At 61.4% G+C, this 14719-nt stretch carries 15 protein-coding genes and 4 pseudogenes; 7 read left to right on the plus strand and 12 right to left on the minus strand.

The genetic code is table 11. From position 1 onward, the window contains the following. Positions 1–240, plus strand: a pseudogene (locus tag ACK5L9_RS18570) (transposase); the annotation flags it as partial. Between the two features lie 20 nt (positions 241–260). On the opposite strand, the gene ACK5L9_RS18575 reads toward ACK5L9_RS18570, so the two are convergent. The 6 genes from ACK5L9_RS18575 to ACK5L9_RS18600 all read right to left on the minus strand — a co-directional run bounded on the left by ACK5L9_RS18575 (position 261) and on the right by ACK5L9_RS18600 (position 6380). Beyond that, a complete protein-coding gene (locus tag ACK5L9_RS18575) occupies positions 261–1361 on the minus strand; it encodes a hypothetical protein (protein WP_416912944.1) in 1101 nt (366 codons plus the stop codon). A gap of 63 nt (positions 1362–1424) precedes the next feature. After that, the gene (locus ACK5L9_RS18580) at positions 1425–2708 is read right to left on the minus strand and encodes a TRAP transporter large permease (RefSeq protein ID WP_416912945.1); all 1284 of its coding nucleotides are present in this window, start codon (positions 2706–2708) and stop codon (positions 1425–1427) included. A 1-nt stretch (position 2709) separates the two neighbouring features. Next, a complete protein-coding gene (locus tag ACK5L9_RS18585; RefSeq protein WP_416912946.1) occupies positions 2710–3231 on the minus strand; it encodes a TRAP transporter small permease in 522 nt (173 codons plus the stop codon). A gap of 18 nt (positions 3232–3249) precedes the next feature. Continuing rightward, complete coding sequence (gene dctP / locus ACK5L9_RS18590) at positions 3250–4167, minus strand: TRAP transporter substrate-binding protein DctP (protein ID WP_416912947.1); 918 nt, start codon at positions 4165–4167, stop codon at positions 3250–3252. A 108-nt stretch (positions 4168–4275) separates the two neighbouring features. Then, the gene (locus tag ACK5L9_RS18595) at positions 4276–5235 is read right to left on the minus strand and encodes a hydroxymethylglutaryl-CoA lyase (protein ID WP_416912948.1); all 960 of its coding nucleotides are present in this window, start codon (positions 5233–5235) and stop codon (positions 4276–4278) included. Further along, positions 5232–6380 carry a CaiB/BaiF CoA transferase family protein gene (locus tag ACK5L9_RS18600; protein ID WP_416912949.1) on the minus strand — a complete coding sequence of 383 codons (1149 nt, stop codon included), beginning with the start codon at positions 6378–6380 and terminating at the stop codon, positions 5232–5234. Before ACK5L9_RS18600 ends, ACK5L9_RS18595 begins: the two co-directional genes overlap by 4 nt. A 103-nt stretch (positions 6381–6483) precedes the next feature. On the opposite strand from ACK5L9_RS18600, the gene ACK5L9_RS18605 reads away from it, so the two are divergent. The 5 genes from ACK5L9_RS18605 to ACK5L9_RS18625 all read left to right on the plus strand — a co-directional run bounded on the left by ACK5L9_RS18605 (position 6484) and on the right by ACK5L9_RS18625 (position 10678). Continuing rightward, the gene (locus tag ACK5L9_RS18605) at positions 6484–7416 is read left to right on the plus strand and encodes a LysR family transcriptional regulator (RefSeq protein WP_416912950.1); all 933 of its coding nucleotides are present in this window, start codon (positions 6484–6486) and stop codon (positions 7414–7416) included. 98 nt (positions 7417–7514) lie between these two features. Continuing rightward, positions 7515–8930, plus strand: a complete 1416-nt coding sequence (gene leuC, locus ACK5L9_RS18610) for a 3-isopropylmalate dehydratase large subunit (RefSeq protein WP_416912951.1) — start codon at positions 7515–7517, stop codon at positions 8928–8930. Between the two features lie 3 nt (positions 8931–8933). After that, positions 8934–9542, plus strand: coding sequence for a 3-isopropylmalate dehydratase small subunit (gene leuD / locus ACK5L9_RS18615; RefSeq protein WP_416912952.1), 609 nt, complete (start codon positions 8934–8936; stop codon positions 9540–9542). Between the two features lie 27 nt (positions 9543–9569). Continuing rightward, positions 9570–10217 carry an MFS transporter gene (locus ACK5L9_RS18620; RefSeq protein WP_416912953.1) on the plus strand — a complete coding sequence of 216 codons (648 nt, stop codon included), beginning with the start codon at positions 9570–9572 and terminating at the stop codon, positions 10215–10217. Then, positions 10214–10678, plus strand: a complete 465-nt coding sequence (locus ACK5L9_RS18625; RefSeq protein ID WP_416912958.1) for a hypothetical protein — start codon at positions 10214–10216, stop codon at positions 10676–10678. The genes ACK5L9_RS18620 and ACK5L9_RS18625 overlap by 4 nt, the downstream gene beginning before the upstream one ends. On the opposite strand, the pseudogene ACK5L9_RS18630 reads toward ACK5L9_RS18625, so the two are convergent. The 5 genes and pseudogenes from ACK5L9_RS18630 to ACK5L9_RS18650 form a co-directional block, all read right to left on the minus strand. Further along, positions 10569–11375, minus strand: a pseudogene (locus tag ACK5L9_RS18630) (IS5 family transposase); the annotation flags it as partial. The gene ACK5L9_RS18625 and the pseudogene ACK5L9_RS18630 overlap by 110 nt on opposite strands. 226 nt (positions 11376–11601) lie before the next feature. Next, positions 11602–12012: a hypothetical protein gene (locus ACK5L9_RS18635; protein WP_416912954.1), complete on the minus strand. Its 411-nt coding sequence runs from the start codon at positions 12010–12012 to the stop codon at positions 11602–11604. A 157-nt stretch (positions 12013–12169) separates the two neighbouring features. Beyond that, positions 12170–12271, minus strand: a pseudogene (locus tag ACK5L9_RS18640) (transposase domain-containing protein); the annotation flags it as partial. A 355-nt stretch (positions 12272–12626) separates the two neighbouring features. Continuing rightward, positions 12627–13160: pseudogene (locus tag ACK5L9_RS18645) on the minus strand (ImmA/IrrE family metallo-endopeptidase); the annotation flags it as partial. Between the two features lie 2 nt (positions 13161–13162). After that, positions 13163–13543 (minus strand): helix-turn-helix domain-containing protein, encoded by a 381-nt coding sequence (locus tag ACK5L9_RS18650; RefSeq protein ID WP_416912955.1) that lies wholly within the window; start codon positions 13541–13543, stop codon positions 13163–13165. A 154-nt stretch (positions 13544–13697) separates the two neighbouring features. Here ACK5L9_RS18650 and ACK5L9_RS18655 point away from each other — a divergent pair, with 154 nt between their 5' ends. Continuing rightward, complete coding sequence (locus tag ACK5L9_RS18655) at positions 13698–14132, plus strand: multiubiquitin domain-containing protein (RefSeq protein WP_416912956.1); 435 nt, start codon at positions 13698–13700, stop codon at positions 14130–14132. 218 nt (positions 14133–14350) lie between these two features. On the opposite strand, the gene ACK5L9_RS18660 is transcribed toward ACK5L9_RS18655, so the two are convergent. Continuing rightward, positions 14351–14575, minus strand: coding sequence for a hypothetical protein (locus ACK5L9_RS18660; RefSeq protein WP_416912957.1), 225 nt, complete (start codon positions 14573–14575; stop codon positions 14351–14353). Positions 14576–14719 lie beyond the last annotated feature (144 nt).

A 14719-nucleotide genomic window follows, 5' to 3' on the forward strand; every position in this document is an offset into this window, starting at 1 on the left:
AAGCCCGCCAGGCGGTCGCAAAAGGATACCGATGCGCGGTGGACCAGGAAACACGGGAAATCCCACTACGGCTACAAGAACCACGTCAACGTGGACCGCCAGCACAAGCTGGTGCGCCGCTACCATGTCAGTGATGCCGCCCTGCATGACAGCCAGGCGGTGGAACTGCTGCTGATGCGGGGCAACACCGGTGCGGGCGTCTGGGCCGATGCGGCCTATCGCTCCGAGGAGATGGAGGCCACCTCATGCGCTGAACATGCTCAGTTTACCGATGCCTGAATCCAGGCGACGATCAGTGCTGCGATCTGGTCCGAATTCTTGTCCATCATCGGGAAATGGCTGTTGCCCGTGATCCCTTCCGCCGGAAGGTCAAGCCAGTCAAAATCTCCGCCCGCGCCGTTGACTGCCTCGCGCCAGTTCCGGCTGGCTTCGACCAGACGCGGCCAGACAGGATGCTTGGCAATATTGTCCCCCCAAACCGCCAGATGCGGTATTTCACGCAGTTTCGCGGCATCCACATCTTGTGGATTTGGTGCGCCGGACGGCTCGATCAGGATGACCGCCTTGACCAGTTCCGGGTTATTGAGCGCCGCGTTATAGGCAAAATTTCCGCCCTGACTATGGGCCATGACAATACAGGGGCAGACCATCCCGATCAGTTCGTCATAGGCCGCCTGGGTCGCATCGTCATTCGTCAGCCACCGGGGCACGAATTGCTTGCCGAACTGAACGAACGCCTCGGCCGGAAATTGGGTGTTTTGGAATGCCTGCCGCTGCGCGGGATCGGCACTCCATCCGCCTTCGGGGCCGATGCGAAATGCGCCCCAGGCATCCTCCAGCGTTCTGAAAACCGGCTTGCTGGCGTAAATTTCCGGGAACTGCGACCAGGACGAGCGTCCGCGCTCCACCGCATCGGAGACATAGGTGGAATAACCCGATTTCAGGAAGTACTTTTCCCAGCCCGCGCCGCCGTCGGGTTTATCCTGCCATGTCACGCCGGTCATGCCGCCGCCATGCCACATCAGGATCGGATAGTCCGAAACCGGTTCGGCCAGCTTGACGTAACCGACATACATCTGGCCGGTAACGAAAGTTCCGTTGGGGTCTACCTTGATGGGCTTCATACCGTTGGTGAAGGTCTGCTCTTTGATCGGCATCCCCTCCAGCACAACCGTTGTGCCGCCGATTTGAAACCCACCGACATCGGCGACAGCCATTGCCTCGTCAGAGAATGAGCCGGTCGCAAACGGGAACAATGCGGCGATTGCCAGAGGGAACGTAAATCCTGACGTAAGACTGCGCATGAAATCCTCCTCATCATGCTGAAAAATACTGCTCGCGGCCGATATCCTTCCGGACACTGGCTGCCGGCCATGGGTGCCGCGGTTGCCGCGACGACCCTGTTCATCGGAAACACATGCCCGTCACCGACCATATCCCGCCGAATAGGGCAGCCAGGTCGCCAGGCCCGGAAAGACCATCAGGATGCACAGGCCAAGGAACATCAAGCCGACATATGGCGCGGCCCCCCTGATCACATCCGATAGCGGTGCGTCGGTTATGCCCTTGATGACGAACAGGTTCATGCCGACAGGGGGCGTGATCATCGCCAGTTCCAGATTTACCATCAGCAGCACGCCATACCAGACAAGGTCGATATCCAGCGCATGCATGGTCGGCAGCAGGATCGGCGTGGTGATCAGGATGATGGCGATGCCATCGAAAAACATTCCCATGACAAAGATCATCGCCATGACGATCAGCATGAATTCCATTCGGCCAAGCCCTGCGGCGGCTACCGCCTCGGTGATGCCCACCGGAAGGCGGATGATGGTGATCGCATAGCCAAAGACATGCGCGGCCGCGATGATCATGAACACCATCATCGAGGTTCGCATGGTCTCGTAAAGCGATTGCCAGAGTTCGTTCATGCCGAAATTCCGGTAAACGATCAGCGCGACCAGCAGGGCATAGATGCAGCCGACCGCCGCCGCCTCGCTGGCGGTGAAGATGCCGGCATAGATGCCGCCCAGCACCACCGGCGGGGCCAGCAGTGCCCAGATCGATTTCCGGATCGACTGCATGATCTTCGGCATTCCGGAAAAGGCCGGACGCTCGCCGCCGCGCATGGTTGCGGCAACCATCGAATAGCCCGCAAAGATCGCCGCCAGCAGCAATCCCGGAATGATGCCCGCCAGGAACAGCGCCCCGATCGAAGCCTCGGACACGACCGCATAGAGGATCATCGGCCCCGAGGGCGGGATCAGGATTCCCAGCGTTCCGCCTGCGGCCACCACGCCAAGCGCGGCGCGGCGCGGATAGCCGAAGCGTTCCATCTGCGGGATGGCGCTGGAGCCGACGGACAGCGCCGTCGCGACCGAGGAGCCCGAGATGGCAGCGAAGATTGTGCAGGCCAGCACGGTCGCCACCGCCAGCCCGCCCCGGATATGGCCGAGAATGGTATGTGCCATCTCGTACAGATCGTCGATCACCCTGGCACGCAGCATCACCTGCGCCATGAAGACGAACAGCGGAATGGCGACCAGGATCGACTTGTTCATGCTGGCATAGACGGTGTCGGCGACCGAACCGATCCCGCCCTCGAAAACCAGCAGGATCACCGTTGCCGTCAGACCAAGCGCGGCGAAGATCGGGATGCCGGTCAGCAGCAGCAGGATCAGGCCGGAAAAGATCAGGAATGGGGTCATCTCAGTTCCTCCGGACAAGACGGCCGACCAGTCGGGCCAGGGCGAAGACGGCCATGAGGACGGCCCCAAGCAATACGGGAACCTGCGGGATCCAGGTCTGGATCTCGATGGCGCCCGCCGAATAGGAACCGAACAGGCGTGCGAACTCGATCGCCTCCCAGCCGCTGATGGCGACAACTGCCGCGAAGGCCAGCACGCAAAGATCACTCCATATCCAGCGGATAACCTGCCAGGGACCGGTCAGCCTGTCAGCGATCATGTCGATCGAGATGTGGTTGTTCCGGCGATAGGCCTCCGTCGCACCCAGCATGACGAAGGCGACCAGTGTATAGCCCAGGAATTGGTCGCCCCAGACCAGGGGCTTGTTGAAGACATAACGCATGAAGATCGCGTAGCTGGTCACACCAAGCTGAACGAGGATCAGGGCGGCGCTGATTGCGCCGCAAATCCAGACAACCGGCGAGATTATACGCTCGGGCAGTGGGGCGGCGTCGGCCGCCCCATTCTGGTTATCGTGTTCCATCTGTGCTGTCCTGACCGCTTATTCGCTGCGCAGTTTGTCGACCAGGCCGTGAAGCTCATCGACCTTGTCCTGCGGCGCGTCGAAGGCCTCCATGAAGGCGGGATACATGACCTCCTGCAGGGCGGCGTTTTCCGCATCCGTCAGCTCGTGGACGGCGGCGCCCTTGGCTTCGAGTTCCGCCGGATAGACATCCTTGCCCTGCTCGTAGGCTTCGACGGCCCAGCCGGCAGCGTCGAGACCGGCCTGCTGGAACGCGGCCTTCGCCTTGTCGGACAGGCCATTGTAGAAATTCGCGTTGGTGTATCCATGGAAATAGACCGAGATCACCGGCATGATGCTGAAATGGTCCTGCACCTCGTAAAACTTGCGCGACACGGCCGAATCCACACCGCCCATGGCGCCGTCGATGACACCCGTGGCAAGGGATTCATAGACCTCGCTGCCCGGCGTCGATACCGGAGAGGCCCCGAGCGCCGAAAGCGAGGCATTGAAGGCCGGCATCAGCCCGCGATATTTCAGCCCCTTGAAATCCTCGGGTTTGACCAGAAATTTTCCTTTCGAGCTGAAGACCGAGTCCCGGGTCTGGAAGATCCAGGCGAGGTTCTCGATTCCTTTCTGGCGCAGTTCGGCTTCCAGGAACCGTGCCGCTTCCGAGCCGGCCCAGTTCTTCCAGATATTTATGTCCTCAAAGGCAAAGGGCTCCAGCGAGACACCCATGATCGGCAGCGTCTTGCCCCATGCGAAGGGGGCCGAGAAGGCGCATTCGATATCGCCCTTGGCAACGGCAATGATCGCTTCATTGGCCCCGACCAGGCTGTCCGCCGGAAAGATCTGCACGTCGATCTCTCCCTCGGACAGGGTTTCGACCTCGGCGGCCCAGCGGTCGATGACCTGCGACACCGGATGCTGTGGCGGCAACTGATGGGCGCAGCGCATTGCGGTTTCCGCAGCGGCGGCAGTCGCACCGAAGGCCAGCGCGGTCCCCAGCAGCGTCGAAATCAGTTTGGGTTTCATGGCGTTTCCTCCCCTTTTGACTTGTGAATTTCAGGCGACCTTTGCGCGCCAGTTCAGCGTTTTCGGCGGCCCGGCCTTGGCCAGCCCCCCATACAGCGTTTCCCCCGGCAGAGCCTCGGCCAGCAGCGCGCGGGTCTCGATGATCTTTTCGACATCAATGCCGGTGTCGAATCCCTTGGTTTCGGCCAGATAGATCAGATCCTCCAGCACGACATTTCCGGTCGCGCCGGGCGCGAAGGGGCAGCCCCCCAGCCCGGCCAGCGAGGCGTCAAGCACCCGGCATCCGGCATCCAGCGCCGCCGAGGCATTGGCGATGCCCATCCCGCGCGTGTCGTGCAGATGCATGACATAGGGCAGATCCCCCAGCCGTTTTTCCATCCGCCCGCAAAGCGAGGCGATCTGGCGCGGCCCGGCGAAACCCACCGTATCGGCCAGCCCGACCATATCGACGCCCGCCTCGAAACAGCGATCCACCATCCGCATCACCGCATCTTCGGGCACATCGCCGGACAGCGAACAGCCGAAGGACATGGCGATGCCCACATTGATGATCGTGTCCTTGCCGGCCTGATCGCGCAGCTTCACGACATTGGCGATCTCGGTCAGGCTTTGATCCTGCGTGCGGCGGACATTGGCCTCGTTATGGGCCTGGCTGGCCGAGACGACCACGGTGATCTCGTCCACCGGCGTCTGCAACGCATCCGCCGCCCCGCGCTGGTTCAGTGCCAGCGCGATCCCGTGCGCATCGACGCGCGCATCGACGGCGGCGATCACGTCGCGCACATCGGCAAAGCGCGGCACCTTGTCGGCGGGCAGGAAGGAGCCGACCTCGAAGTGGCGGATCCCCGCGGCGTAATCGCGCGCCACCCAGTCCAGTTTCTGCGCGGTCGAGGGCCAGGACGCGGTCAGTTGCAGCCCGTCGCGCAGTCCGACCTCGCGGATGGCGATGCGGCCCGTCGGATATGCCTTGTAGACATTCACCCCGGTCATTCCGCCGCCTCCAGCTTCAGCGATCCGAGGATCTCGGCATTGTGCTGGCCGATGGCGGGAATATCGACATTTCCGGACACCACCGGGCGGCCGTCGATCTCGACCGGCAGGGCGGGCGCGCGGAAATCGCGTTTTGCGGCGTAATGCGAGGTATAGAGCCCGCCGGGCCGGTTCACATGCGGATCGTCATACATCTCTGCCGGGCGTGAAACCGGGGCGAACAGCAGATCGTTCTCCTCCATGATGCGGATCGTGTCGTCATAGGGGCGCGAGGCCACCACGTCCGCGATCAGCGGCAGGGTCCAGTCGCGCGCGGCGATCTGGTCGGGGCGCGATTGCAGGCGCGGATCGTCAAGCAGATGCGCAAGGCCCAGACCGCGGCACAGCTTTTCCCATTGCCCATCCGTCGCCGCGCCCAGGAAAATCTGCCGGTCGTCGCTGGTGCGGAACAGGTCATAGACCGGCCACGAGAATACCCGCTCGGGCATGGGTGGCGACTCCGTGCCCTCGATGTCGAACTGCACCATATGCTGCGCGACCAGCAGCAGGCAGTTCTCGAACAGGCCCGAACGGATCGCCGCACCCTCGCCGGTCGTGCCACGCCGGATCAGCGCGGCCAGCACACCAAGCGCCGCGAACAGCCCGCCCATGATATCGTTGGCCGACGATCCGATGCGCAGGGGCCGGCCGACCGGGCCGGTCATATAGGCCATGCCGGTCATCATCTGCACGACCTCGTCCATCGCGGCGCGATGTTCGTAAGGCCCCTTCAGAAAGCCCTTGCACGAGGCGACGATCAGCGACGGGTTGGTCTGGCGCAACTGATCCGGCGCAAGACCCATTTTCGCCAGCGTCTCGTCGCGGAAATTCTCGACAAAGACATCGGCGGTCTTCAGCAGCGCGTGCAGCCGGGCCAGATCGTCCCTGTCCTTGATATTCAGCGTCACGGATTTCTTGCCGCGATTGAAGGTCGGAAAGAACCCCGCCCCCATACCGATCAGGTTGCGGGTCTTGTCGCCCTCGGGCGGCTCGATCTTGATCACCTCGGCCCCGAGGAAACCCAGAAACATGCCTGTCGAGGGGCCCATCACCATATGGCTCATTTCGACCACACGAATCCCATTGAGCGGTAATGCGCTTGTCATCGGCTCCTCCCTTTCACCTGAGTCGATGGGACTATGCCGATTCGAAGGCTGTCAGAAAATTATATCCTTTCGAATACATCGTTCTTGATTGTAGAATGCCTTCATGGACACGAGACAGCTCAGATATTTCGTCGCGGTTTGCGAATTTCGGAACCTCTCGCACGCGGCCGATCATTGCAACACAGCAGCCTCTGCGCTGAGCCACCACATAGCCAGCCTCGAAGCCGAACTCGAAACGCCGCTTTTCCTGCGCAAACCGCGGGGCATGGAACCGACGGCCGCCGGGCTGAAACTGATGGCCCATGCGCAGCAAATCCTTTCCGCCTTCCAAGCGGCGGAATCCGAAATCCGGCACGGTCGGGCCGAGATATCGGGGAATATCGCGATTGGCATTCCGGTTTCGGTGATACGGGTTATCGGCGCGCCCCTGATGCGGCGGGTACTTGAGGATTATCCTCGCGTTCGTCTGCTGATCTGGGAGGGCCTTTCGCGCATGACCTATAACGCGCTGCGCGTCGGCGAGATCGACGCCGCGCTGATCTACAACCCGCCACCCGACTCGCAGACCTTCCGCACGGCTCTGCTGGAGGAGGATCTGTTCTGCATCGGCGATGAGAAGATCGTCGGCAGTTCCGCCACGCCGATCCAGCTCGACGAGATGCTGAATCTTCCCATCGCCCTGCTGCAGAGCGGTACCCTGTCCCGCGCATTGGCCGACCGGCCAGCCGACCTCGCCAGAATGGAGGCGGTGGCACGCATTCAGCTTGCCTCGACGGCCTGCACATCAATCGCGCTGAAGGAAGGTCTTGCCTGTACACTTGCCCCGAAAATGCTGGTCAGCGAGGAATTGCGGCGCGGCGATCTGGTCGCACGCCCCGTGATGGACCCCACTCTGGTGCGAACGCTTTATCTCGTGACGACAGCCGATGCGAAGCCGACCTACCTGCGCGAACGGATGTTCGCCTTGATCACGGAACTGGTGCAGGCCGCCGTCCTGGACGGGCGCTGGGAAAGCGCGCGCCTTCTTCAGGAGTGACAGCGCTCTCGACCGTTCTTCTATTTCGAATGATGCTTTCATAATATTCTAATTTTCGCGGATCGAAACGAGGCTTAGAACAGTCCCCAGGTAAGCACATGAGGGATGAGATGGCACAGACCCTGTTCGACAGGATATGGAACGAGCATCGGATTTCGACTTTGCCGAATGGCGCCGACCTCATTCATATCGACCGGCACATCTTGCATGACGTGACCTCGCCGATTGCCTTCGCGCAGTTGCGCGAGACGGGCCACCCGGTTCGCAATCCCGAGCTGACCTTTGCCACTATCGACCACATCATTTCGACCCGGCCCGGCCGAAACGCAGGCAGCTATGCGCCTGGCAAGAAGTTCGTCGAGGCACTGCGTCGCGAAACCGCCGCGAACGGTATCCGGCTGTTTGACCTCGATTCCGGCGATCAGGGCATCGTCCATGTGATCTCGCCCGATCTCGGGATCGCACTGCCCGGCATGTCCATCGTCTGCGGCGACAGCCATACCTGCACGGTGGGCGGCCTCGGGGCGATGGCCTTTGGCATCGGCTCGTCCGATATTGAGCAGGTGCTGGCGACCCAGTGCCTGATGATGATGCGCCCGAAAACGATGCGTATCCGCATCGACGGCCAGCTCGGCCGCGGAGTCACGGCAAAGGATGTCATTCTGGCAGTCATCGCCCGTACCGGCGCGCGCGGCGGTGTCGGCCATGCCGTCGAATTCGCCGGCAGCACCATCCGTGCCATGACCATCGAAGAGCGTCTGACGATCTGCAACATGGCGATCGAGTTCGGCGCACGCATCGGAATGATCGCGCCCGACGATACCGTCTTCGACTATCTGTCCGGCCGCCGCTTCGCCCCGAAGGGCGAGAACTTCAATCGCGCCGTCTCCCGCTGGCGCGGCCTTGCCTCCGACGAGGGTGCGCAGTTCGACGCCGAGATCAGCATTGACGCTGCCGACATCGCGCCGACCGTGACCTGGGGCACAAGCCCCGATCAGGCGATCAGCATCACCTCGACCATTCCCGACCCGTCCGGGATCGCCGACGAGACCGCACGGAACTCTGCCCGCGTCGCATTGGACTATATGGGGCTGAAGCCCGGAACGCGGATGGAGGATATCGCCGTCGATCAGGTCTTCATCGGCTCCTGCACGAATGGTCGGCTGAGCGATCTCCGGGCGGCGGCGGCCATCCTGAAAGGGCACCGCGTCGCCAGCGGCCTCAGCGCCATCGTGGTGCCGGGATCGGAGAAGGTGAAGGCCGCGGCCGAGGCCGAGGGGCTGGACCGGATTTTCGCCGATGCCGGCTTCGAATGGCGCGAACCGGGTTGTTCCATGTGCTGCGCGCTGCAGGATGACCGACTGGCACCGGGAAAGCGCTGCGCCTCGACCTCGAACCGCAATTTCGAGGGGCGGCAAGGCCCCGGCGGCCGCACCCACCTGATGAGCCCCGCAATGGCGGCGGCGGCGGCGATCACCGGCCGCATAACCGATGTCCGAAAGCTGGAGGCGTAACGCATGAACCCGATGACCGTCATCCGCGGGCCCCTTGCCCTGATTGAGCGCGACAATGTCGATACCGACGCGATCATCCCCGCGATACACACGCAGGAGATCACGACCCGGCTGGCATCCGGCCTGTTCGGCAACTGGCGCTATCGCCCGGACGGATCCGAAAATCCCGATTTCGTGCTGAACCGCGCGCCTTGGAACAAGGCGGTGGCGCTGGTCTCCTGCGCCAATTTCGGCTGCGGATCGTCGCGCGAACAGGCCCCCTGGGCGTTGAAGGATTTCGGCATCCGTGCCATCTTCGCCGCCAGCTTCGGCGATATCTTCGCAGCCAACTGTCTGAAGAACGGGATTCTAGCCTGGGTTCTGCCGGATGGTGCCCTGGCAATGTTGCGCGAGGTTGCCGAAGACCCAGCCCGCTGCGAGATCCTCATAGATATTCCTGCGGACCTCGTCTCCGCAGGGGACCGCCGCATCACCCTGAACCTGCCAGACACGATACGCAACAAGCTTGTCTCGGGAAAAGACGATATCGAGATCGTGCTCGACCGGTCCGACGCGATCTCTGAGTTTCAGGCGCAGGATCGGGCAAGGCGCCCCTGGGTTTGGAATGCCTGACATGCCGACCCCGGATCCCTGCCCCTGATGAGCATCGAGTCGACGCCATCCGGACCAGAACGGAACCGGTCTCTGGTCCCCTTACTCGCGCTAAGCACCGGCCTGTCGGCCGCGAGCCTGACGCTGATCAGCCCCTCGCTTCCGGCCATCGAACGCGACCTTGGCCTTGCGGATGGCGTGATCGGTCAGATGCAGGCGCTTTATCTTCTCGGCCTCGCATTGCCGCAACTGATATTCGGCATGGTATCGGACAGGATCGGCCGCCGCCCGTTGCTGTCGGGTCTGCTCTGCTTCCTGCTGGGCTATAAAGTTCACACATCTTTCTTGCGGTCGGTGATGTCCTCTGCTTCCTTTCTGGAAAACGGAGGGGATCATGGATTTGAGCTTGGGTGCGTTCGGGGATCGGCGGCTGGAAAAAGGGGGGCCGATTTGCTGGCGCGGCTTGTCAGTCACGGTGCGCGCGGGGTGCGAGTGCGCCGGTTGGGCGGGAGCCGTGCTGGCGAGATCCGTTTCACGCGGTTTCTGCGCAACCCTGCTGTGACGCTTGAAGAAATGACGGCGGCCGCCTTCGAGCGAACGCAGGCGGCCAGCGCTGGCCGGGATGTTCTGGCGGTTCAGGACACCACGGTGACGCAGTCGTCCGGTGGAGGCGGTCGCTTTCTGCATGCCATATGATCGCGGTGGATGCGGAGAGCGGCGCGGTTCTGGGCGCCCTTGACGCGCAGTTCATGGAGCGCACCGAGGGGGGCAAGGCGAGCCGCCGCAGCCGGGCTTTCGAGGACCGCCAGAGCCAGCGCTGGTTGCAAGCGACGCAAAGGGCCGGGCTGATGACAGGCGCGGCGCGGGTGACGGTGGTTGCCGACCGCGAGGCCGACATCTTCGGGCTCTTCGCCCACCGTCCGGCCCATGTGCACCTGCTGGTGCGCGCCATGCATGACCGGGTGCTGATGGAGGGCGGCAAGCTGGCCGAGCGGATCGCAGACGGCCCGCGTTTGGGCTATGCCGCGCTCGATTTGCCGGCCGGTCCCGGGCGACCAGCCACAGGGCGTCCAGGATCCTGTCGCGCAGCGGGCCTTGCGGGATTTCCTGCAGGTGGCGGCGCAGATCGCGGCGCACCCGGCCGACATAACCCCTGAGCCGGCGTAGCGCCTTGCGCATGCGCTTGAATTGGCGGGCATGGGCGTAACGGCCGACTTGGATGGCCAGACGTGGCGCGAGCCGGGCATAGCTCTGGCGCAGTTCGATCCCGGCCTGTTTCGCGAGGCCGACCAGCAGGGCACGTGCCCGCTCGTAGAGCCGGGCGTCCGTCGGATGGGCGATGTTGTTCTTCGGGGCTTACGCGGCCGCACTGCGGCCACGGTCCCCTGCGAACTCCATCACGGTGGTATCGACCGCCACCCGCTGCAGGGCCTTGTCGGTGACCGCCCCCGAGGATCGCCCCGCCTCGATCGTCTTGCTCAGCAGCCACTCAGCTCCTTCTTCACCGATCCGCTTGCGCCAGCGCACCAAGGAGGAGGGATCGATCGGTGGCCGGTGCTGAAAGAACGTCTCACCGGTGAAATGCTGGTAGTAGGGGTTCTCGACCCACCGCGCGACAACCGCCTCGTCCGACAGCTTGAAGGCATGCTGCAGATACATCAGACCGGCGACTAGGCGCGGCGATGTCGCTGGACGACCGGTCGTCGAGGGGAAGAAGCCCGCCCATTCCTGCTCGAAGAATTCCCAGTCGATCAAACTCGCCAGTTTCACCAGCTCATGCCGGGCATCGATCATGTCGACCAATCGGGGGCGGAGTAGGTCATCCTGTTCGGGGGCGTGGGAATGCGGCTTCATCGACGATCCGAATTTGCAGGGTTTCTGCGTCAACAATACAAAACCCTGCAGAATGAAGCCAGAAATACCGGCGGTTCATCACGCAAAATCAATGCGTTCCACGTTGTTCAGAACGGACTAACAAATCTCTCATCAGATCCTGAAATTGGCTCAAGCAGGATCGGTGCCCAATGAGCGCGGACGCTCTCCTTCAGTGATGGGAAGCGGCTGGTGTCCAGTCTAAGGGTCATAACATCACCGGCACATTAAGCGCTTTGCTGGCATGGAAAGTGACCTTAGCGCTGCGCTGCGTCAGGAACTGCTTCAGGGCGTCAACATAATCCATCGGCATCAGATCCACCACGCGGCTGGAGTTAGTGGGTTCCTCGGCATCAAACCCTGTCAGCGCAGCCTCGACCGCTTGCGCTTCTGTGCGTCGTGTATCCTTTTGATCTGCACTCAGGAAAGGAGTAATCCACTCGGATAGCCGACTGGCAAACTCTTTGGCGGGGTCGAGATCGGATGGCCCCCAAGTCGGTCCAGTGAAGCAATGGCCGTGATCAATCAGCCATGTATCCCCGACGCTGCCGAAAAGAAGATTGCCGCAATGTCGGTCAATATTGGCAATCCACGCGTCGAATGCATAAAGTTTGCCCAAGTCTGGCCATTTCGAGACTTGGTCGATGATGGCACGTTGACCTATCGGTGTAGAGTAAGCGGCGGTCACGCCCCATTGATTTCGCACTTGCGCGGTATCACGTTGGGATGAAGCGGATGACGGTCGGTAGCTCGTCAGGGACTACGAGACGAGGTCCCTATGCATCCCGGCCCTGCTGGGCGTAGGCCCAGGGCATCAGGTCGTCGATGTCACGAGCGAGGTGGCCATTGGCCAGCTTCGTGAACAGATCGCGCAAATAGCGTCTTAATCACATGGACGAGAACAAAGACTTGGTGGGTCTGTGTGAAGGACTCAGCTACGCACTCATGGCGGTCGCCGTTCCGGTCCAGCAGGACAAGAGACTTTTGCCCGGAAGACCTTTGGCCGTTGATCGGTATCAGTGCGCCGATATCGTCGTCGGGCGTGTAGAAAGGCTTCCAGTCGTGATCGCCGAAAATTGTTGTGAAGCTGTCAGATTGAACAGGACGTCGCAGGGTGGCGCGGAAGCCATCGCCCTCAACGAATTCGGGCATGTTCAGCACCACGACTGCGCAAGCACGATGATTTTTGGATACGTACTGTCGCACGCACGCATAAATCGACGCGTCAAACTTCTTCGACAGCTTGACAGGCGTCCAGATACTGAACTTTTCACCCTCGGCTATGTCGCGAAAGCTGTCGAGTTGGAATAGGACTTCGGCAGCGAATACGTTGGCTTCACGATCAAAAAGCTCAGCCGCATCAGGCTGCAGAGCATTCTCACAATCCTCGACCAAAGCATACATCGAACGTTGCCATGGCATGAAGCCGTGTCCGGACTCGTGCAGTCGCACGAAGCGCTTTTTCACCGCCATCATTGTTTGATCCAGGAAGAGCAGACCGGCGCTGGCGTGAAACAGACCCATCACTTTGCCCAAAGCCCGCTTGAGGGCACCGCCCGCCTGCTCAGTACTTGACCGAAGCTTGTCGATGAAACTGGGGTTAAGGACGTCTTCCTTGACCTCTTCAACCTTCGCAACGGTCATGATCGCCTCAACGGGCGTCGGGAAGACCCCGAGCGCGCCCGCTTCTCGCAGCGCGCGCTCGGCCTCTGCGCGAACGCGGGCGAGCTGACTTGGGGTTAAGCTACAGTCGTCCGGTCGCCGCATGATCAGCCCTTCTTGGTGCGTAGGTATGCGAGGTAGTCCAAGAGGGCGGCTTCCTCATCGGCCGTTAGATTATCTACCGCGAACGTTGCGGCACGCCCATGCTTGACGTCGGCAGGGCGTTGGGACGATGGCACGATATAGCCTGCTCGCTCCATCAGCGTCTCGTAAGGGACCGCCAAGACGGTGGAGAGGGCGTATAGAATGTGCGGAGAAGGTTTGGTGATTTTTCCGCTCTCCAATTGGCTTAAGTAGGCATTCGAAATCTCCTTGCCGGTCGCCTCCTCGACATCGCGTTGCGACATCTGAAGATCGGTACGGGCCTTTCTTATGATCTGGCCGAGGTTGGTTGGCCGGACGGTTTGATCAGTTTCACCATCGGTCATGTGGGCTCCTCCGCGATCCGGACACGGAGTCCGGTGTATAGATTGTCGGCCACTTCGATAAGTTCGTCAAGCGAGCAAAGTCAACGCTTGACAAATTTAGCATGCATTCCAATCTTAGCCGTATCGCGATTGGCCGGAGAAACTGGAGTGTGAAATGACTGAATTGAGTGAAGACGCAGCGGATCGCGATAAGCGCCGCCGCATCGAGGTTGCGGATGAGACCCTGACCTACCGAAACGTGCTGATCGACGACCTGACGCCGACCGGCGCCCAGCTGGCCGCTGCGGCTGGCTTCAAGCCGAAGCAGCACGCCGTTGTGCTGCAGGTGCTTGCGAACGGCGAGCTTGAGGATGTTCGCCCGAGCGAGACCGTGGACCTGAAACGTACCGATGTGCTTTTCCACGAGAGCCAGAGACGGCAGCTGGTCCAGATAGGAGCTTTCGAAAACCAGTTCAGCTGCCCCGGCGAATTGGTCGGTTGCCATTCGACTGAAGGCATTCTGCACGAAAGGATGCCGGATCGCCCGGCCTTGATCGATCCTGCCAATTTCAAGATAGCCAGAGAGTTCCAGTTCAAGCGCCTCGAATGACAGCAGCCCGACACCGGGAACGCGCCGTGTGAATGTTGTTGGGGCCGCCAGTTCAAGATCACAAAGCTGATTTGCGGCACCAACATCCACGCAGCCATGGAGGTGGAGGTTCATCAGGGCTACGCCGAGGTCGGGGGTCAGGGTATCTGTGAAGGTGTTGTGTCCTGCTTAATGGGTTGGATTCGCCGCCGCCGCGATTAGGCGGCTGCGCATAGATATCACAGACACAGAATCTTGTCCCTCGCGATGCCGTAGTCCGCCAGCGCGTACAGCACAACATCCAGCGGCAGCACCTCCAGTTCTTGCGCCTTGCGCATGATTTCCAGCTGAATACTCATTGGGATACGCAACTCCATCACGGAATCGAAATCGTCCGCAGGGTTCTCGCGCAGATAGTCCAGCCAAGTGGTCATGCTTTTCACCCTGTTGCTGCGGTCGGTCATAGCTTCATGTCCGAGGGTTCGGCGGCTGCGTTCAGCTTTTCGTCGATCTGCGCATTGGCGGCGTCGTGGTCCTGAACCACCAGATTATAGTCGATCAGCTTGAACCACATGGTGATCGTATCGCCGTTGGCGTCGTGGCGTGCG

It is taken from the genome of Paracoccus sp. (in: a-proteobacteria) (assembly GCF_047973135.1).
In the GTDB taxonomy this organism is placed as follows: domain Bacteria; phylum Pseudomonadota; class Alphaproteobacteria; order Rhodobacterales; family Rhodobacteraceae; genus Paracoccus.